The sequence below is a fragment of the Mesorhizobium sp. WSM4832 genome (assembly GCF_055811115.1).
On the sequence record NZ_JBVVQH010000001.1, the window covers coordinates 284,578 to 302,511 of the forward strand.

Consider the following 17,934-nt stretch of genomic DNA (forward strand, 5'->3'; position numbering starts at 1 on the left):
ATGGCACGCGCAGTCACCACCCAGCACAAGACGATCGCCACGGCCGCGGCCTGGATCGTCGCCCTGCTGATCTTCTTTCCGATCCTTTACACCATCATCACCTCCTTCAAATCGGAACAGGAGGCGATCCAGGGCTTCAACCTGATCCCATCGGGAACCTTCGAGAGCTATTCGGAGGTCCAGGCGCAGAGCGGCTACTTCAAGTTCTTCTTCAACTCGGTGCTGCTCTCGGTCGGCTCGACCATCCTGGCCTTGCTGGTCGCCATACCGGCGGCATGGTCGATGGCCTTCTCGCCGAGCAAGCGCACCAAGGACATCCTGATGTGGATGCTGTCCACCAAGATGATGCCGGCGGTCGCGGTGCTGTTTCCGATCTACCTGATCTTCCGCGACACCGGCCTGCTCGACAGCCGCATCGGCCTGATGATCATGCTGATGCTGATCAACCTGCCGATCGTGGTGTGGATGCTCTACACTTACTTCCGCGAGATCCCGGGCGAGATCCTCGAAGCGGCGCGCATGGACGGCGCCTCGTTGTGGAACGAGATCATCTACGTGCTGACGCCGATGGCGGTGCCGGGCATTGCCTCGACCATGCTGCTCAACATCATCCTGGCCTGGAACGAAGCGTTCTGGACGATCCGGCTCACCACCACCAACGCAGCACCTCTCACCGCCTTCATCAGCTCCTTCTCAAGCCCGCAAGGCCTGTTCTGGGCCAAGCTGTCGGCGGCCTCGACGCTGGCGATCGCGCCGATCCTGATCATGGGCTGGTTCAGCCAGAAGCAGCTGGTGCGCGGCCTGACCTTTGGCGCCGTGAAGTAACAGCACCGCCAGGCAGCGGACGACGAAAACGATCCCCGGGAGGAAACCATGGGAAACATCACGCTCAAGAACGTCTCCAAGTCCTTCGGGTCGACGACGATCATTCCGAACATCGACCTCAGTATCGAGGACGGCGAGTTCGTCGTGTTCGTCGGCCCGTCCGGTTGCGGCAAGTCCACGCTGCTCCGGTTGATCGCCGGGCTCGAGGACACCAGCGGCGGCATCATCAGCATCGATGGCCGCGACGTCACCGGCGAGGCGCCGGCCAAGCGCAAGCTCGCCATGGTGTTCCAGTCCTATGCGCTCTACCCGCATATGACCGTCGCCAAGAACATCGCCTTTCCGCTCAAGATGGCCGGCGAGGACCAGGCGACCATCGACAAGAAGGTGAAGGACGCCGCCCGTATCCTGAATCTCACCAATTATCTTGAGCGCCGTCCGGGCCAGCTCTCAGGCGGCCAGCGCCAGCGCGTCGCCATCGGCCGCGCCATCGTGCGCCAGCCTTCGGCCTTCCTGTTCGACGAGCCGCTGTCGAACCTCGACGCGGCGCTTCGCGGCACCATGCGCCTGGAGATCAGCGAGCTGCACCATCAGCTGAAGACGACGATGGTCTACGTCACCCACGACCAGGTAGAAGCCATGACCATGGCCGACAAGATCGTCGTGCTCAATGCCGGCAACATCGAGCAGGTCGGCTCGCCGATGGAGCTTTACAAGACGCCGAAGAACCTCTTCGTCGCCGGCTTCATCGGCTCGCCCAAGATGAACATGATCGAAGGCGCGCCGGCGGAAAAATACGGCGCCAAGACCATCGGCATCCGTCCCGAGCACGTCAATATCTCGACCACAGCCGGCGATTGGAAGGCGACGGTGGGCGTTGCCGAGCATCTCGGCTCCGACACCTTCCTGCATGTCCAGACGGATGGCATCGGCACGATCAATGTGCGTGCCGACGGCGAGGTTGCGGTCAAGCATGGCGACACCGTCTACCTGACCCCCGACAAGACCAAACTCCACCGCTTCGGCGCCGACGGCAAGGCGCTGGCCCAGTGAGGATGGAACAGTGAGGTTGAAAGGCAAATCGGCGCTGATCACCGGGTCGGCGCGCGGCATCGGCAAGGCCTTCGCCGAAGCCTATGCGCGCGACGGCGCGACGGTGGCGATTGCCGATATCGACCTCGAAGCGGCGCAAGCGACCGCGAAGGCCATAGGTTCTGCGGCTTACGCGGTCCAGCTCGACGTCACCGACCAATCCTCGATCGAGGCGGCGGTGAAGGCGGTCGAGGCAAAGGCCGGCGGCCTTGATGTGCTGGTCAACAACGCGGCGATCTTCGACCTGGCGCCGATCGTCGAGATAACGAGGGCGAGCTACGAAAAGCTGTTCGCGGTCAATGTTGCCGGCACGCTGTTCATGCTGCAGGCCGCCGCCCGCTCGATGATTGCGCGTGGCAATGGCGGCAGGATCATCAACATGGCGAGCCAGGCCGGCCGCCGCGGCGAGCCGCTGGTCGCGGTCTATTGCGCCACCAAGGCTGCCGTCATCTCGCTCACCCAGTCGGCGGGGCTCGATCTCATCAAGCACCGCATCAACGTCAACGGCATCGCGCCGGGCGTCGTCGACAGCGATATGTGGGACCAGGTCGACGCCCTGTTCGCAAAATATGAGAACCGGCCGAAAGGCGAGAAGAAGCGGCTGGTCGGCGAAGGCGTTCCCTACGGCCGCATGGGCAAGCCGGAGGACCTCGCCGGCATGGCGGTTTTCCTCGCCAGCGACGAGGCCGAATACATTGTCGCCCAGACCTACAATGTCGATGGCGGCCAATGGATGAGTTGACGGAGATGGGTTGAGGGGGAGGCGCTTCTCTTCTTCCTCCGGAGAAGACGCCACGGGGCAGGTGAGGGGCGGCATGCTGGAACACCAGGTGCTGCCCCTCATCCTCGCTCTCCCGAAGGAGGCGGAAACAGTCGGGCTGCAGATCGGCCAAAGGGTAAAATGAGATGACCGTGAAACTCTCGTCCTCGAACCTCGCCAAGCTGCCGGCCAAGGTCGCAGGTCCGAAATATGACCGCTCCGCCCTGAAGGCTGGCATCGTCCATTTCGGCGTCGGCAACTTCCACCGCTCGCACCAGGCGGTCTATCTCGACGACCTGTTCGGCGCCAGCGAGGGTCACGACTGGGCTTTGATCGGCGCCGGCGTGTTCGAAGGCGAGAAGATCGGCCGCGCCAAGCTGCAGGAACAGGACTGGCTGACCACCGTGGTCGAGCAGGACCAGGGCCATATGAGCGCCCGCGTCACCGGCGCCATGATCGACTTCCTGACGCCCGGCGACGCGGCCGCGACCATCGAGCGGCTTGCCGATCCGGCCATCAAGATCGTGTCGCTGACCATCACCGAAGGCGGCTATTTCATCGATCCGGCTTCCGGCAAGTTCAACCCGGCCCATCCCGACATCGTCGCCGACGCGCAAGCTGGTGCGGTGCCGAAAACCGTCTTCGGCATCATCCTCGCCGGACTGCTGCGCCGGCGCGCCGACGGCATCGTGCCGTTCACCGTCATGTCCTGCGACAACATCCCCCACAATGGCCATGTCACGTCCGATGGCGTCATCGGCCTCGCCCGGCTGATCGACGAGGACCTTGCCAAATGGGTGGAGGACAAGGTCGCCTTCCCAAACGGGATGGTCGACCGGATCACGCCCGCCACCACCGACCGTGAGCGAAAGATCCTCGCCGACGATTTCGGCCTGGAGGACAATTGGCCGGTGTTCTGCGAGCCGTTCAAGCAATGGGTGCTGGAGGATCACTTCACCGCCGGCCGCCCGGCGCTGGAGAAGGTCGGCGTGCAGTTCGTCAAGGATGTCTCGCCCTACGAGCTGATGAAGATCCGCATCCTCAATGGCGGCCACGCCACCATCGCCTATCCGGCTGGGCTGATGGACATCCATTTCGTCCATGAAGGCATGCAGGAGCCGCTGGTGCGCGCCTTCCTCGCCAAGCTCGAGCATGACGAGATCATCCCGACCGTGCCGCCCGTGCCGGACACCGATCTGGAGGACTATTACCAGCTCATCGAGCGCCGCTTCTCCAATCCCAAGATCGGCGACACCATCCGCCGGCTTTGCCTCGACGGCTCCAACCGCCAGCCGAAATTCATCATCCCGACGATTGCCGACCGGCTGAAGGCGGGCAAGGGCGTCGCCGGCCTCGCGCTGGAATCGGCCTTGTGGTGCCGCTACTGCTTCGGCACCACCGACAGCGGCGCCGTCATCGAACCGAATGATCCGAGCTGGGACCGCATGCAGGCGACCGCGAAAGCGGCCAAGGACGATCCGAAGGCCTGGCTGGCGATGGAGGACATCTATGGCGATGTCGGCCGCTCGCCCGTCTTCGCCGAGGCCTTCGCCCACGCCTTGAAGGTCCTGTGGGCGAACGGCGCGCGCGAAACCCTGACGCGCTATCTCGCTGGCAAGCTCTAAAAATATCGAAAGCATGCCGCGATGACGCCTGAGCTGGTCATCTTCGACTGTGACGGCGTGCTGGTCGACAGCGAGGCGCTTTCAGTCTCGGCGCTGCTCGGCATGATCGAGCTCGCCGGCGGCACCGTCTCGGAGGACGCCGCCTACGAGCATTTCCTCGGCAAGAGCATGAAGAGCGTGCGCGAGATCCTCGGCCGCGATTTCGGGGTCGAGATCAGCGACCGGCACCTGACCGCCATGCGCGTCGACCTGATGCGCAAATTCCGCGAGGAATTGAAGCCGATCGCCGGCGTCAAGGAAGTGCTGCCGAAGCTCGGCCGGCCCTGCTGCGTCGCCTCGTCCGGCACGCTCGAACGCATCCGCTACGCGCTCGACGTCACCGGCCTGCTCCCGCTGCTGGAACCGCATCTCTTCAGCGCCACCATGGTCAAGCGCGGCAAGCCGGCCCCCGACCTTTTCCTCCATGCCGCCGCCAGCATGCGGGCGCATCCGCGCGATTGCCTGGTCATCGAGGACAGCCCGGCCGGCATCGCCGCCGCCCGCGCGGCGGGCATGCGCGTCTTTGCCTTCACCGGTGGCTCGCATGCGTCCAACCCTGCCCTCAAGGCGCGGCTTGCGTCGACGGAACCGGACTTTATATTCGCTGACATGCTGCAATTGCCCGATCTGATTGCAGGCCTGGGAGCGAGAGTAAAAGCATCTTGACGAAAAGCTTTGTTTGCGCGGTCGATGTCGGCACCGGGAGCGCTCGCGCGGGCATTCTCGACTCCGAAGGCAACCTGCTCGGCCGCGCCGATCATCCGATCGCCATGCATCAGCCCAAGCCCGATCATGCCGAGCACGATTCGCAAGATATCTGGTCGGCAGTGTGCAAATCCGTGCGGGACGCTCTCCGGAAATCCGGCGTCGCTGCCACAGATATCGCCGGCATCTCTTTCGACGCCACCTGCTCGCTGGTTGCGCGCGACAGGCACGGCGCCCAGCTCAGCGTCTCGGTCACCGGCGAGAAACGCTGGGACACGATGGTTTGGCTCGATCATCGCGCCATTGCCGAGGCCGATGAGTGCACGACGAGCGGCCACGCCGTGCTCGATTACATCGGCGGCGTGATGTCGCCGGAGATGGAAACGCCGAAGCTGATGTGGCTGAAGCGTCACCTGCCGAAGACATGGAATGAAGCCGGCTATCTATTCGACCTCGCCGATTTCCTGACCTGGAAGGCATCAGGCTCGCTTGCCCGTTCGCAATGCACGCTGACGGCAAAATGGACCTACCTCGCGCATGAGGAAAAAAGCTGGCGGCGCGATTTCTTCGAGCTCGTTGGCCTCGGCGATCTGTTCGAGCACGGCAACCTGCCGGAAAAGGCAAGCCCGGTCGGCGCCGATATCGGTCCGCTGACGGCTGGGGCCGCGGCTGAACTGGGCCTGACCGAAAAATGCCGCGTCGGCGCCGGGGTCATCGATGCCTATGCCGGCGCGCTCGGCGTTCTGGGCGGCTTTGCCGGCGACGAGAAGAACATCAGCCGGCATCTGGCGCTGATTGCCGGCACATCGTCCTGTGTCATGGCGATGTCGCTCGACCCGCAGCCCTTTGCCGGCGTCTGGGGTCCCTATTACGGCGCGGCGTTGCCGACGCTGTGGCTGTCCGAGGGCGGCCAGTCGGCCACCGGCGCGCTGCTCGACCACATCATCCGCTGGCATGGCGCCGGCGGCGAGCCGGACGCGGCCATGCATATGAAGATCGCCAGGCGCGTCGCCGAGCTGCGCGCCGAGGACGGCGATGCGCTGGCGGCGCGGCTGCATGTGCTGCCGGATTTCCACGGCAACCGTTCGCCGCTCGCCGATCCGCATGCGGTCGGCGTCATCAGCGGCCTGACGCTCGATTCCTCCTTCGACAGCCTGTGCAAGCTCTACTGGCGCACCGCCGTCGGCATCGCGCTCGGCGTGCGCCATGTGCTCGAGGCGCTGAACGAGAACGGCTATCTGATCGACACGCTGCATGTCACCGGCGGCCACACCAAGAACCCGCTGCTGATGGAGCTTTATGCCGACGCCACCGGCTGCACGGTGGTCGAGCCGCTGGCCGACGAGGCCGTGCTGCTCGGCACCGGCATGGTGGCGGCGACCGCCGCCGGTCTCTATGGCGATCTCAACGCGGCCTGTGTCGCCATGCAGCAGGGCGGCAGGACGCGCGCGCCCAACAAGGCCGCCGGCGCCCGTTTCGACCGCGACTACCGCATCTTCCTCGAAATGCACCGCCAGCGGCAGGCGCTCGACGCGATTGGCTAGAGCAATTCCAGGAAAAATGTGTAGTTCCCCGGCACAGGGATTTTGACCGGTCGTTATGTTTGCGTTGGCAGGTGGCATGCGTTGGAGATTGGGCGAAACGCCCATCGCGATCGTCATTCTAGGGCGGAGCAGGAGCGAAGCTCCGTCGCGAAGACCCTAGAATCCATGCCGTTACCTTCGCCAAGGCGTGCAACGGAGCAGAATTCTGCACCGCAGCAACGCTTCCAAGTCACGGCATGGATTCTATGGTCTGCGCCGCGTCGCTTCGCTCCATGCTCCGCCATAGAATGACGAGGTTGAGGCGGCCTCGACCAATCCCCGGCGCTTGCGCCGATTTCACGGGTCTGAGCAGAAAATCTGCGCCAAGACAAACGGCAGCCTTTCAGAATCCCTGTGTAGGGGAAGTAGCGGTTTTCCGTCCGGAATTGCGTAGAAATCGATCCGTCTTATTGTCTGCGCAGCGTCTCGCCTGTCTCGGCGTCGAACAAATGGACGCTTTCCTCGTCGAACGTATAGCGGACAGGCGCGCGCAACTCCGGACATTCGCGCGCCGGAACCAGAGCGCTGATTTCCTTGCCGCCCGAGCCGAACGTCACCAGCGCATCATTGCCGTGGAACTCGATAAGGTCGGCCGTGCCGAGCAGCAGATTGCCGCCCGCATCGCCACCTGCCGTCTTCAGGTCCGGAGGCCGGATGCCGAGCACGGCGCGTTCACCCTGCTGCAGATGGAATCCCTGGCCCTCGATCGAAAGGACCGTTCCGACACCGTTTAGCGACCACCCCTTCTCTGCTCGGCCGACCGTGACCTCGATGAAGTTCATGTTCGGCGTGCCGATGAAGCCGGCTACGAACAAATTGCCGGGATGGCGATAGATTTCCGCCGGCGAGCCGATCTGCTCGATCACGCCGTCCTTCAAAAGCACGATGCGGTCGGCGAGCGTCATCGCTTCGAGCTGGTCATGCGTGACGTAGACGGTGGTCGTCTTCAGTGACTGGTGCAGCCTGGCGATCTCGACGCGCATATGGTTGCGCAGCTTCGCGTCGAGGTTGGACAGCGGCTCGTCGAACAGGAACACTTTCGGCGTCTTGATCATGGCGCGCGCGATCGCCACGCGCTGCTGCTGGCCGCCGGAGAGCTCGGTCGGCTTGCGGCCGAGATATGGCTCCAGCCCGAGTGTCCTGGAGACCGTCTCGACCCGCTTCTTGATCTCGGCCGCCGGCACCTTCTGGCGCTTCAGCCCAAAGGCGATGTTGTCGAAGATCGTCATATGCGGATAGAGCGCGTAATTCTGGAACACCATGGCGATGCCGCGATCTCCGGGGTCGAGATCGTTCACTACCTTGCCGCCGATCGACACCTCGCCGCCGCTGATGTCCTCCAGCCCCGCCAGCATCCTGAGCAGAGTGGACTTGCCGCAGCCGGACGGGCCGAGGAACACGACGAATTCATGCTCCTCGATCGAGAGGTTGAGGTCGCGGATGACGGTCGTGGCGCCATAGGCCTTGTCGACATGCGAGCAAACGATCGCGGACATCCCTTATCCCTTCTCGCCGGTAAGCAGGATCTGCAGCTTGACGTCCTGCGGCTTGCCTTCGGCGGCGCGCTCGAACGCCTGGATGCTCTCGGAAAAATCATAGGTGCCGGTGATCAGCGGCTTGAGGTCGACCTTGCCCGAGGCGATGAGCTGCAGGGCGCGGTCGAAGATGTTGGCATAGCGGAACACGGTCTCGATGCGCACTTCCTTGGAGATGGCCGCCGGCACATTGAGCTCGACCGGCTCGACCGGCAGTCCGACCAGCACCACTGCGCCGCCCGGCCGCACGATTTCGAACAGATTGGCGAAGGCCTTCGGGCTGCCGCTCGCCTCGAACACGATATCGGCGCCCCAATTGTCGGTCGCGGTCCGCACTGCATCGACCAGCGACTGCTCGCCGATATTGACCGGCACGATGCCGGGATACTGGGCGGCGATCTCCAGCTTGGGCGCGGAGAAATCGGAGATCAGCACTTTCGCGCAGCCGCCCGCCAGCGCGGCCAAGGCGATCATGATACCGATGGGGCCGCAGCCGACGACGACGGCGACATCGCCGGGCACGATGCGGGCCCGCGCCGCCGCCTGCATGCCGATGGCGAAGGGCTCGACCATCGCGCCCTCGGCGAAGGAGACATTGTCCGGCAGCTTGTAGGTGAAGGCCGCCGGATGAACGGCTTGAGGAGCGAGCACCCCATGCACCGGCGGCGTTGCCCAGAAGCGGACGTCCGGGTCGACATTGTAGATGCCGAGCTTCGTCGCGCGCGATGCCAGGTTCGGCACGCCGGGTTCCATGCAGACGCGGTCGCCGATCTTCAGGCTGGTGACATTGGCGCCGACCTCGACGATCGTGCCTGACGCTTCATGGCCGAGCACCATCGGCGCCCGCACGATGTAGCTGCCGATGGCGCCATGCGTGTAGTAATGCACGTCGCTGCCGCAGACGCCGACGGTGTGGATGGCGATCCTGACATCGTCCGGTCCGACATCGAGCGGCAGCGCGATCTCGCGCAGCGACAGTTCACCTTTTTTCTCAAGCACCAGTGCCCGCATCGGATATCCTCGCATCAACTTTTCTTTTGCCGGAAAACGGAATTCAGGAAGCCGCTCAAGATCCCGAGGAACAGCAGCGGCGGCAGCGACAAGAGCACGACCGAGGCATTGAGGATGCCCCAGGGCACGTTCATGCCTTGCTGCGACAGTTCGGAAGCCACGATCTGCAGGGTCTTGGCGTTGGAGCTCGACAGCATCAGCGCGATCAGGAACTCATTCCAGACCAGCACGAAGCTGAAGGCGATGGCGCCGGCGAGCGAGCGTGCCGCGACCGGCAGCGCGATCCGCCAGAACACCGAGTAGGCGCCGTAGCCGTCGACGAAGGCCGCTTCCTCGATCTCCTTCGGCACGCCCTGGAAGGCCGGGATGGCGAGCCACATGATGACCGAGATCGTGAGCAGCGAGTAGGTGACGATCAAAGCCGGCAAAGTGTCGTAGAGCCCGACCTGCAGCCAGATCACCATCAGCGGAATGGCGACCGCCACCGGCGGCAGGAAGCGCAGCGACAGCACGAAGAACTGGATGTCGCCGGCGAAGCGGTTGGGATAGCGCGCCACCGCATAAGCCGCCGGCAGGCCAAGCGCGACGCCGATCAGCACCGCCGAGCCGCAGGCGACGACCGAATTGTAGAGGCCGGTCAGCACGCTGTCGCGGCCGAGGATATAGCCGATGTTGGCAAGCGTCGGCGTGAATATAACCTTCGGCACGCGGGTGATGATGTCGACATTGTTCTTCAGCGCGTTGAGCGCCGTCCAGACCAGCGGGAACACGGCCAGGAATCCGGCCAGCGCCAGGATGGCCTTGGCGATCAGGCGGCCCAGTCTTATCGGATACAGCTTCATGCCTGCACCCGCTTCCACAGGAAGGTGAAGGTGATGACCGTCGCGATCATCATCAGCACCGCCATGGCCGAAGCGTAGGAGACCTTGCCGGACTCGATGAAGCCTTGCGAGAAGGCATACATGTCGAGCGTCTCGGTCGCCACGCCGGGCCCGCCGCGCGTCATCACATAGATCAGGTCGAAGGAGCGCAGCGATTCGATCATCTTGACGAACATCAGGCTGATCAGCGGCGCCTTGAGCATCGGCAGGGTGACATAGGCGTGGATCTGCCAGCGCTTGGCGTGGTCGAGCCGCGCCGCCTCGATCGGCTGCGGCGGCAATGTCTCGAGCAGCTTCAGCACGATGACGGCGAAGAACAGCCCCCATTGCCAGACATCCACCGACGCGACGGCAAACAGGGCGGTCGCGGGCTTGGACAACGGATCGAAGATCAGCCCGCCGGTGACGAGCCGGTAGGGATAGGTGGCGATGCCGTAGAGCGGATGATAGGCGAACTTCCAGACAAAGGCAGCCGAGACGCGCGGCAACAGCACAGGGATGATGAACAAGAGGCAGTAGACATTGCGCATGCGCGGCGAGGCGACCTCGAACATCAGCACGCCGAGCCCGATGGCCACCATCGTCGCCACGACGGTGACGATCTCCCATTTCACCGAAACCCAGACCGCATTGAGGAAACGGCGGTCGAAAAACAGGTCGGCGAAATTCGAGAACCACACCCAGGAATACCCGGTCGTGCTCAACTCGCGGTTCTGCAATGCGATCACGATGGCATAGAGCGTCGGCACCATCGACAGCACCAGAAGGATGACGAGGGTGGGAACGAGAAATGTGACCGGCAGGGAAGAGCGTCGGCGCATTGCCTATCCTCGATATAGCGGATGCATTCGGATCGCTTGAGTGAACCCGCGGCGCACAAGTCCCGGCATTCCGGCGAATGCCGTGAACTGCGCGCCGCGGCGGGAGGATTACTTCTTCTTCACCAGTTCGTTGGCGTAGGCCTCGAGCTCGTTGAGGCCGCCCTTGACGTCGGTGCGCGTGCCGGTGACCAGCTCCTCGAGGATGATGCCCCAGCGATCGCCGAGATCGGGCCAGCGCGGATCCTGCCAGAAGTTCACCGCCGTCACCTTGCCGGTATCGGCCAGCGCCTTGCCGAGATCGGCGCCGTAGATGTCGGCGAATTCCTTGCTGGACAGGATGCTGGTGCGGTTGAGCTCGCCGAACTGGTGCGCGTCGAGCCGTCGTTTCTCGTTCTCCTTCGAGGTCGCCCAGGCGATGAACAGGCCGGCGCATTTCTTCGAGGCGTCGTCCGCATTGGCCTTGGTGCCGATGGCCAGCCCGTGGCCGTAGCCGCCGCCCGGCAGCGGCGAGGGCGGCGGCAGGAAGCCGACCTTGCCGACCACCTGCGAGGTCTTGGGATCGACCGCCATGCCCGACAGCGGCGTCGATTCGACCAGGATGGCGACCTGGCCGGAGAGGAAGGCGCCGGTCGATTCATCCCAGCTTCCGGTCTGCGTGCCCGGGGCCGAGTCCTTGAACAGCTTCAGATAAGTTTCCGTCGCCTTCACGGCGGCGTCCGAATTGAAAGCCGGCTTGTCGCCGTCGAACCACTTGCCGCCATAGGCCTTGAAGAACGGCATCCAGCGCCAGACATTGGCGCCCGAGCCGCGCGCGCCGCGCAGCGCGATGCCGTACATGCCCTTGTCGGGGTCGTTCAGCTTCGCCACGTCGGCGACCAGCTCGTCCAGTGTCTTCGGCGGCTGGATGCCTGCGGCCTCCAGCACGTCCTTGCGGTAGACCATGAGGTCCCCGCCGCCGGTCAGCGGCGCGAACCAGACCTTGCCGTCATAAGTGGCGACCTTCTGGCGGCCCGGATCGAAATCGGCGAAATCGTAGTCAGCCGGGTAATAATCGGCCAGCGGCGCGATCCAGCCTGAGGAGGCGAACAGCGCGACATTGGCTTCGTCGACATAGTAGACGTTGTAATTGCCGACGGTGGAAGCGTCGGCGCGCGACTTCGCGCGGCGGTCATTCTCGTTGAGGTAATCGATCTGGAACGAGGCGCCGGAGAGCTTCTTGAATTCGTCCTTGGAGTCCTCGAGAAGCGTCAGCCCGTCGCGCGGCTGCGCCAGCACCTTGACCGGCGCCGGGCAGACCGGCGCCTGCGCCAGCGCCGCGGTTGATACGGAAGCGGTAAGCACGAACGCTGCGCCAAGGCTGGCAGCGAGCCGATATGTTTTCATTGATTTTTCTCCTCCAGGAAAGCTCGCGGGAAGCGAAGGTCCTCAGGCTAGGCGATCCTCACCGTCGCCCTTGTGACCTGCCACCCGTCGCCAAAATGAGCGGTTGGGAAGAGCGAGACTAGAAGCCCCGTTGCAGCAGACCTGTACTTTTATGCATTGTGCAGCGCAAAAAACGGCACAGGCAGAGCCTGCTTGTCACACGAGTATCAATGCTATCAGGGGTAGCCGATCAGGCCCGTAGCGTCAGCCGCTGCCGCGACAGCTTGCGATAGGACGACGGCGTCATCTTGTGCTTGCGCAGGAAGGCGCGGTTGAAGTTCGAGATGTTCATGTAGCCGACCTGGAAGCAGATGTCGGTGATCGGGATATCGGTGTCGGCGAGCAGCTTGCAGGCCTGCCAGAGCCTCAGCTTGGCGACATGGTCGCTGAAGGAGTTGCCGGTGTTCTTCTGGAAGAAGCGGGAAAACGTGCTTTCGCTCATGCCGGCCAATGCCGCCACGTCCGGCAGCTTCAGGTCTTCGGCGAAATGCTGGAACAGATAGGTCAGCGAGCGTTGGATGATGTCCAGCGACTCGGCGTCGAGAAGCGGAGAGAAGTCGGGCGACGACAAAAGCTCGTATTCGTCGGTGGCGGCCAGAAGGTCGAGCAGTTCGAGGAACAGGCGGAACCTTGTCAGTCCATGCACCTCACCCATTCTCTCCATCAGTCCGGCGCCGTCGAGCGCGGTGCGGCCATGGAAGACCATGCCGCGCAGCGAGCGCTCCAGGAACGGCTCCAGCTCGCGCAGCTCCGGCAGCAGCCCGGCCGAACCGCGCAGCCGCTCGGGATCGAACTGCAGCACGATATCGCGGCCTTCGATCAGCTCGCCGGGCTGCACCGCCGTCACCCAGTCATGCGGCAGGCCGCCGCCGACGATGGTCAGATAGCCCGGCCCGAATTCGCCGATATGGTCGCCGACCAGCACGACGCCGGACGATTTCCTGAGCAGATGGATTTCGTATTCGGGATGGAAATTCCAGACATTGCGCTCCCACGGATAATCGTCCAGCCGCCACAGGAAACTGTCGCTCGCCTCGGTCACGATGTGCTCGAAGGCGGGCGCCGTGCGCGGGATCGCGGCCGTGTTCTTTCTGCGCCTGAACGGCATCCATTCCTCCGGGCATGGTGCGCCGGCTGCCGCACATGCCTGGGCATCCGTAGCAGCCCAAGGGCGGCAAATGAAAGAGGCGCCGAGGAAACCCGGCTCCGTCTGGATCAATCGCTGCCCGACCCTCCTCCCTTGCCAACATGTCGCATTTCGTTCACAAGGCGACGCAAATGGCGCCATTTCGCGCCGTTGCTGTGCGGCTTCCGGCCCTTTGGCCGACGCGCCGTGTTCTGAAAGAGCAGAACAATGTCTGCGATCGAAACCGGCGCTCTCGCGCCGGAAAACCTTTGGCGTCAGGAAATCAGGGCGACGATCGCGCTCGCCTGGCCGATGGTGCTCACCAATCTCGGTCAGACCGCCATGACCGCGACCGACGTCATGATGATGGGCCGGCTGGGCCCCGATACATTGGCCGCCGGGGCGCTCGGCTCCAACCTCTATTTCATGCCGCTGATCTTCGGCCTGGGCCTGATGCTTGCCACCTCGCCGATGATGGCGACCGAGCTTGGCCGGCGCCGCCATTCGGTGCGTGACCTGCGCCGCACCGTGCGCCAGGGCCTGTGGCTGGCGATCCTGATCTCTCTGCCGATATGGATTTTCCTCTCGCATGGCGAAGAGGTGCTTTTGGCCATGGGCCAGAAGCCGGAACTCGCGCACCAGGCCGGCATCTACCTGCACTGGCTGCAATGGGCCGTGTTGCCCTTCTATGGCTACATCGTGCTGCGCTCCTTCATCTCGGCGCTTGAGCGGCCGGGCTGGGCGCTGATCATCGTTTTCGTCGCGGTCGCCTGCAACGCCTTCTTCAACTGGGTGTTCATGTTCGGCAATCTCGGCGTCAAATCGATGGGCATTGCCGGCTCCGGCCTGGCCACCACTTTGTCCAGCGCGCTGATGTTCGTCGGCATGGCGGCGGTGGTGATGCTGGAGAAGAAGTTCCGCCGGTATCGTCTGTTCGGCCGCTTCTGGCGCTCCGACTGGCCGCGTTTCCGCGGCCTGCTCAGGCTCGGCCTGCCGATCGCCGGCATCCTCGCCTTCGAGGTGACGATCTTCAACGCGGCGGCCCTGCTGATGGGCCTGATCGATGCGGAGTCGCTGGCAGCGCACGCGATCGCCATCCAGATCGCCTCGATCTCCTTCATGGTGCCGCTCGGCCTCAACCAAGCGGTGACCGTGCGCGTCGGCCTGGCGCACGGCGCCGGCAATCCGGAAGGTGTTTCGCGTGCCGGCTGGACCGCCTTTGTCATCGGCGTCTCGTTCATGGCGCTGATGGGCCTGGTGATGATCCTGTGGCCGCATGCGCTGATCAGCGCTTTCATCGATCTCGCCGACCCGGCCAATGCCAGGGTGATCGCGCTTGCCGTGTCGTTCCTGGCGTTCGCGGCGCTGTTCCAGATCTTCGACGGCGCGCAGGCGGTGGCCGCCGGCATGCTGCGCGGCCTGCACGACACCAAGGTGCCGATGATCTATGCCGCGATCGGCTATTGGGGCATCGGCCTGCCGCTCGGCGTGCTGCTCGCCTTCCATTTCGGCTTGAACGGCGTCGGCATCTGGATCGGCCTGGCATCGGGACTGGCCGCGGTGGCGGCACTGCTGCTGGCGCGCTGGCTCAGGCGTGATCGCATCGCGCCGCCGCCGGTGTTCAGGCATTAAAGTGTTCAGGCATTAAAAAGCGAAAACGATCGCCGATAGCCCGGCGGCCATACTTGGCTTCCGGCCGGCTCCGGCACATCCTGCCCGAATGGCAGGGCCCGCCGGTCAGTATTCACGCCGTCACCGAAACTCGCCTTATTCCGGCCAAGACCCAGCGCTTCATCGAATTCCTGTCCTCCAGACTGATGGAAGCTTGAACATGCCGGACGTTCCTATGGAAGCGTGCCGAATCGGCAGCTTTCGAACAGTTGCGTTTTGAGACGAGGAGAGAGGAACCTCCCTCTCTCCCCAAGTTCTTACGGACGAACGCGGATAACCGTCTTTCCCGCACGCCGCTCGGTCGAGTTGAAGGTGGCGACGGCATCATCCAGGCTCGAGACCTTGCCGATATTCGTCCGCAGTCGTCCGTCCCGGATCCGCTGAACGATCTCCCAAAGCTGGCCTCGATCAGCCTCGACGACGAAGTCAACCGTCAGGCCATCTGCAGATCGAATATCCGTTGGTCCGACGACTGTTACGAGCGTTCCTCCAGCCCGGACCAACGTTGCGGACCGCTTCTGGATTACGCCGCCGATGACATCGAATACCAGATTGACACCGCCGACGTCTTCCAGGGTGTCATTTCCGAGGTCGACGAATTCATTTGCACCGAAGTCGAGCGCCTTCTGGCGGTCGGCGGCGCGTCCGGTGCCGATGACATAGGCCCCGGCCTCCCTTGCAAGCTGCGTCACCATCGAACCGACGGCACCGGCCGCGCCATGCGCGAGAACGCTCTGCCCCGCCTGAAGGCGGCCGTGCTGGAACAGCCCCTGCCACGCGGTCAGGCCGGAGATCGGCAGGCTCGCAGCCACCGTGAAGTCGACGTCGCCGGGCAGAGGCGCGAGATTGCGTGCCTCCATGGCGACATACTCGGCGAGCGTGCCGTCGCGATGCCAGTCGGCGAGGCCGAACACTCGCTGACCGATTGAAAGCCCCGTGGTGCCGTAGCCGAGCGCTGTGACCACACCGGCCAGCTCATGGCCGAGGATCGATGGCGTCCGGTCACGGAAGGCTCGATCGGCCCAGGTCGAAGGCCACTCCAGTTCAGTGTTGACGAATCCCGCCGCATGAACCTGTACCACGACATCGTTTATTGCCGCCTGCGGCTCGGGCCGCTGCACCAACTTCATTCCGGCCGTTCCTGCAGCCTGGTCCGTCACTACGATCGCTTTCATGGGAATTGTCTCCTCAGACATTTGTTGGTTCGGGGGTAATTCTGCTCTGGTTCTTCGGAGCCACCGCACCGCGAATCCAGGATTTTGTCGCCTTCAGCCGCGCGACTTTGGCTGGCGCTTCATGGTCAGAAGCTCCGTCACATCATGCAGATCATCTGCCGATGAAATGGCAATCGTCAGCCATTTCCCGTCGATGTATGTTTTGGCTTCGTCGTAGAGCTTGACCAATTGCGGACGCCAGACATGACGCCGCTCCTCAAACTTCTCTCGTTCTGCTCCACCCACCACCGGCGCCAGGTTTTGGCTCTTCCCGGTCTCCCCGAAGATTTCGGCGGCTACCCGGGTTGCGGGTCCGGTGGCGAGGCTGATGCAGTTCATTGGATGGCTCCCTTATCAGAGCCTAATCTACGGGGACGAGTGATAATTTCGAGGCTGAATTAGCTCAATATGATGCGCGAAAGGATCAAGCTGCGCCTTCCGGATCCCAGACCGCGCGTCTTACTCCCCCTTGTGCGCCAGTCGCCGCCATTCCCCCGGTGTCATCCCCATCCGCTCGGCAAACACACGTCGAAATGCCGAAACGGATTGATACCCGACCGTCTCGGCCACGGCCTCGGTGCTGATCGCTGGCTTCTTCAACTCGTTGGCGGCCAGACTCATGCGGAGATCGGTCAACAAATCGAGGGCGGAGCAACCCAGCCTGTCTTGAAAGTGCCTCATGAATGTGGCCCGCGACATGCCGCACATGTCCGCTAGATCAGGCAGTTTCCAAGACCGCGCCGGATCGGCAAACATCGCAGCAATTGCTGGTGCCAGCCGCGGATGGCCGGCCAGGGCCAACAAGCCTTCGGGCGCTTTCTCGGCTTCGCTCGCCGAGCGCAGTACCAAGGTGAACAGGGCCGAAGAAAGTGCGTTGAGAATAGCCCGTCCCCCCACTCTGTCTCCGGCGGACTCCATTCGCATCAGCCTCACCAGGCTGGCCAGTTGGTTGGAGGCGGAGCCGATGCCGTTTTCTTCGTGGCCGTCCATGGACCGCGCCACCAGGTTCGCGGGCATGTAATTGCGGATCAGTCGATCATGGGGCGGCGCGATGAAAAATCGCCCACACAGCAGATCCAGTTGCTCGCCCTGGCCATCATTCTCGCTCAGCATCCATCCGGCAGACCCCCAGCGTTGCTGGGTAGGGATTGGTGTTTGACCGCTGCCGTCGTGCAGTACATGCGCCGCGCCGTGAGGCAGCAACACGATATCTCCGCCCACCAGCTCCCTTGCGGCTCTCGTCTCCGGATCCTCGAGAATGGCCCGGCCATTGACTATGACGTGGTAGGGAATTTCGTTCGCGGCAGCCCTGCTCCAGGCAATCCGCCACGGCGCACCATAGGCGCAGCGGACCTCGAGCTGGCCGGTGACGGTGATGATTTGCAACAGATGGCTGAGCCAGTCCACTTCAGACATTGGGCCTCGAAAACCGGAAATGGTGAAACATCTTATCGCAATAGCGGATTGGTTCTACGTATAGCCCGAGGCTTCCAAACCTGGCTTTCATACCGGGCCGAGATCGTGAGCGAGCCACCTGGCGCCCCGCGTTCGGGACAGGGGGCCTGTCGGCGAAAGCTGCTTCACGCTCACGCCCTTGCTCTACCAGGCCGCAATTGCGACAACA

Annotated in this window: 15 protein-coding genes and 2 pseudogenes; 8 read left to right on the forward strand and 9 right to left on the reverse strand. The window is 63.5% G+C overall.

Annotation, left to right across the window (positions count from 1 at the left end):
* From AC0L2L_RS01415 to AC0L2L_RS01440, 6 genes are all read left to right on the forward strand, one after another.
* On the forward strand, window positions 1-825 hold the full coding sequence (locus AC0L2L_RS01415; protein WP_027167056.1) for a carbohydrate ABC transporter permease: 825 nt from the start codon (window positions 1-3) through the stop codon (window positions 823-825).
* Window positions 826-873: 48 nt separating this feature from the next.
* Entirely contained in the window at window positions 874-1,878 is a 1,005-nt protein-coding gene (locus tag AC0L2L_RS01420) for an ABC transporter ATP-binding protein (protein WP_473575666.1), read from the forward strand.
* Window positions 1,879-1,888: 10 nt separating this feature from the next.
* On the forward strand, window positions 1,889-2,659 hold the full coding sequence (locus AC0L2L_RS01425; protein ID WP_473575668.1) for an L-iditol 2-dehydrogenase: 771 nt from the start codon (window positions 1,889-1,891) through the stop codon (window positions 2,657-2,659).
* A gap of 164 nt (window positions 2,660-2,823) precedes the next feature.
* A complete protein-coding gene (locus AC0L2L_RS01430) occupies window positions 2,824-4,302 on the forward strand; it encodes a mannitol dehydrogenase family protein (RefSeq protein ID WP_473575669.1) in 1,479 nt (492 codons plus the stop codon).
* A 21-nt stretch (window positions 4,303-4,323) separates the two neighbouring features.
* The gene (locus AC0L2L_RS01435) at window positions 4,324-5,007 is read left to right on the forward strand and encodes an HAD family hydrolase (RefSeq protein WP_473575670.1); all 684 of its coding nucleotides are present in this window, start codon (window positions 4,324-4,326) and stop codon (window positions 5,005-5,007) included.
* The gene (locus AC0L2L_RS01440; protein WP_473575671.1) at window positions 5,004-6,590 is read left to right on the forward strand and encodes an FGGY-family carbohydrate kinase; all 1,587 of its coding nucleotides are present in this window, start codon (window positions 5,004-5,006) and stop codon (window positions 6,588-6,590) included. Before AC0L2L_RS01435 ends, AC0L2L_RS01440 begins: the two co-directional genes overlap by 4 nt.
* Window positions 6,591-7,036: 446 nt before the next feature.
* Here the strand turns inward: AC0L2L_RS01440 and AC0L2L_RS01445 are convergent, their stop codons facing one another.
* The 6 genes from AC0L2L_RS01445 to AC0L2L_RS01470 all read right to left on the reverse strand — a co-directional run bounded on the left by AC0L2L_RS01445 (window position 7,037) and on the right by AC0L2L_RS01470 (window position 13,407).
* On the reverse strand, window positions 7,037-8,125 hold the full coding sequence (locus AC0L2L_RS01445; protein ID WP_473575672.1) for an ABC transporter ATP-binding protein: 1,089 nt from the start codon (window positions 8,123-8,125) through the stop codon (window positions 7,037-7,039).
* Window positions 8,126-8,128: 3 nt separating this feature from the next.
* The gene (locus AC0L2L_RS01450) at window positions 8,129-9,175 is read right to left on the reverse strand and encodes an NAD(P)-dependent alcohol dehydrogenase (protein WP_473576083.1); all 1,047 of its coding nucleotides are present in this window, start codon (window positions 9,173-9,175) and stop codon (window positions 8,129-8,131) included.
* A 14-nt stretch (window positions 9,176-9,189) separates the two neighbouring features.
* Window positions 9,190-10,017, reverse strand: coding sequence for a carbohydrate ABC transporter permease (locus tag AC0L2L_RS01455; RefSeq protein WP_473575673.1), 828 nt, complete (start codon window positions 10,015-10,017; stop codon window positions 9,190-9,192).
* Window positions 10,014-10,877, reverse strand: a complete 864-nt coding sequence (locus tag AC0L2L_RS01460; RefSeq protein WP_473575675.1) for a carbohydrate ABC transporter permease — start codon at window positions 10,875-10,877, stop codon at window positions 10,014-10,016. Before AC0L2L_RS01460 ends, AC0L2L_RS01455 begins: the two co-directional genes overlap by 4 nt.
* Window positions 10,878-10,985: 108 nt before the next feature.
* A complete protein-coding gene (locus AC0L2L_RS01465; RefSeq protein ID WP_473575676.1) occupies window positions 10,986-12,260 on the reverse strand; it encodes an ABC transporter substrate-binding protein in 1,275 nt (424 codons plus the stop codon).
* Window positions 12,261-12,489: 229 nt separating this feature from the next.
* Complete coding sequence (locus AC0L2L_RS01470) at window positions 12,490-13,407, reverse strand: AraC family transcriptional regulator (protein WP_473575678.1); 918 nt, start codon at window positions 13,405-13,407, stop codon at window positions 12,490-12,492.
* A 246-nt stretch (window positions 13,408-13,653) separates the two neighbouring features.
* On the opposite strand from AC0L2L_RS01470, the gene AC0L2L_RS01475 reads away from it, so the two are divergent.
* Both AC0L2L_RS01475 and AC0L2L_RS01480 read left to right on the forward strand, forming a co-directional pair.
* Window positions 13,654-15,057: an MATE family efflux transporter gene (locus AC0L2L_RS01475; protein WP_473575679.1), complete on the forward strand. Its 1,404-nt coding sequence runs from the start codon at window positions 13,654-13,656 to the stop codon at window positions 15,055-15,057.
* Window positions 15,058-15,110: 53 nt separating this feature from the next.
* Window positions 15,111-15,254 (forward strand): annotated as a pseudogene (locus AC0L2L_RS01480) (LysR family transcriptional regulator); the annotation flags it as partial.
* A gap of 99 nt (window positions 15,255-15,353) precedes the next feature.
* Here AC0L2L_RS01480 and AC0L2L_RS01485 read toward each other — a convergent pair.
* The 3 genes and pseudogenes from AC0L2L_RS01485 to AC0L2L_RS01495 all read right to left on the reverse strand — a co-directional run bounded on the left by AC0L2L_RS01485 (window position 15,354) and on the right by AC0L2L_RS01495 (window position 17,726).
* Entirely contained in the window at window positions 15,354-16,271 is a 918-nt protein-coding gene (locus AC0L2L_RS01485) for an NADP-dependent oxidoreductase (RefSeq protein WP_473575681.1), read from the reverse strand.
* Between the two features lie 93 nt (window positions 16,272-16,364).
* Window positions 16,365-16,559: pseudogene (locus AC0L2L_RS01490) on the reverse strand (DUF3788 family protein); the annotation flags it as partial.
* Between the two features lie 210 nt (window positions 16,560-16,769).
* Window positions 16,770-17,726 carry an AraC family transcriptional regulator gene (locus AC0L2L_RS01495; RefSeq protein WP_473575683.1) on the reverse strand — a complete coding sequence of 319 codons (957 nt, stop codon included), beginning with the start codon at window positions 17,724-17,726 and terminating at the stop codon, window positions 16,770-16,772.
* Between the last annotated feature and the right edge of the window lie 208 nt (window positions 17,727-17,934).

What these genes read in the sequence shown, in the direction of transcription:
- AC0L2L_RS01415 (WP_027167056.1), top strand. Translation starts at nt 1, where the DNA reads ATGGCACGCGCAGTCACCACCCAGCACAAGACGATCGCCACGGCCGCG.
- AC0L2L_RS01420 (WP_473575666.1), top strand. Translation starts at nt 874, where the DNA reads ATGGGAAACATCACGCTCAAGAACGTCTCCAAGTCCTTCGGGTCGACG.
- AC0L2L_RS01430 (WP_473575669.1), top strand. Translation starts at nt 2,824, where the DNA reads ATGACCGTGAAACTCTCGTCCTCGAACCTCGCCAAGCTGCCGGCCAAG.
- AC0L2L_RS01435 (WP_473575670.1), top strand. Translation starts at nt 4,324, where the DNA reads ATGACGCCTGAGCTGGTCATCTTCGACTGTGACGGCGTGCTGGTCGAC.
- AC0L2L_RS01445 (WP_473575672.1), bottom strand. Translation starts at nt 8,125, where the DNA reads ATGTCCGCGATCGTTTGCTCGCATGTCGACAAGGCCTATGGCGCCACG.
- AC0L2L_RS01450 (WP_473576083.1), bottom strand. Translation starts at nt 9,175, where the DNA reads ATGCGGGCACTGGTGCTTGAGAAAAAAGGTGAACTGTCGCTGCGCGAG.
- AC0L2L_RS01455 (WP_473575673.1), bottom strand. Translation starts at nt 10,017, where the DNA reads ATGAAGCTGTATCCGATAAGACTGGGCCGCCTGATCGCCAAGGCCATC.
- AC0L2L_RS01460 (WP_473575675.1), bottom strand. Translation starts at nt 10,877, where the DNA reads ATGCGCCGACGCTCTTCCCTGCCGGTCACATTTCTCGTTCCCACCCTC.
- AC0L2L_RS01465 (WP_473575676.1), bottom strand. Translation starts at nt 12,260, where the DNA reads ATGAAAACATATCGGCTCGCTGCCAGCCTTGGCGCAGCGTTCGTGCTT.
- AC0L2L_RS01470 (WP_473575678.1), bottom strand. Translation starts at nt 13,407, where the DNA reads ATGCCGTTCAGGCGCAGAAAGAACACGGCCGCGATCCCGCGCACGGCG.
- AC0L2L_RS01475 (WP_473575679.1), top strand. Translation starts at nt 13,654, where the DNA reads ATGTCTGCGATCGAAACCGGCGCTCTCGCGCCGGAAAACCTTTGGCGT.
- AC0L2L_RS01485 (WP_473575681.1), bottom strand. Translation starts at nt 16,271, where the DNA reads ATGAAAGCGATCGTAGTGACGGACCAGGCTGCAGGAACGGCCGGAATG.
- AC0L2L_RS01495 (WP_473575683.1), bottom strand. Translation starts at nt 17,726, where the DNA reads ATGTCTGAAGTGGACTGGCTCAGCCATCTGTTGCAAATCATCACCGTC.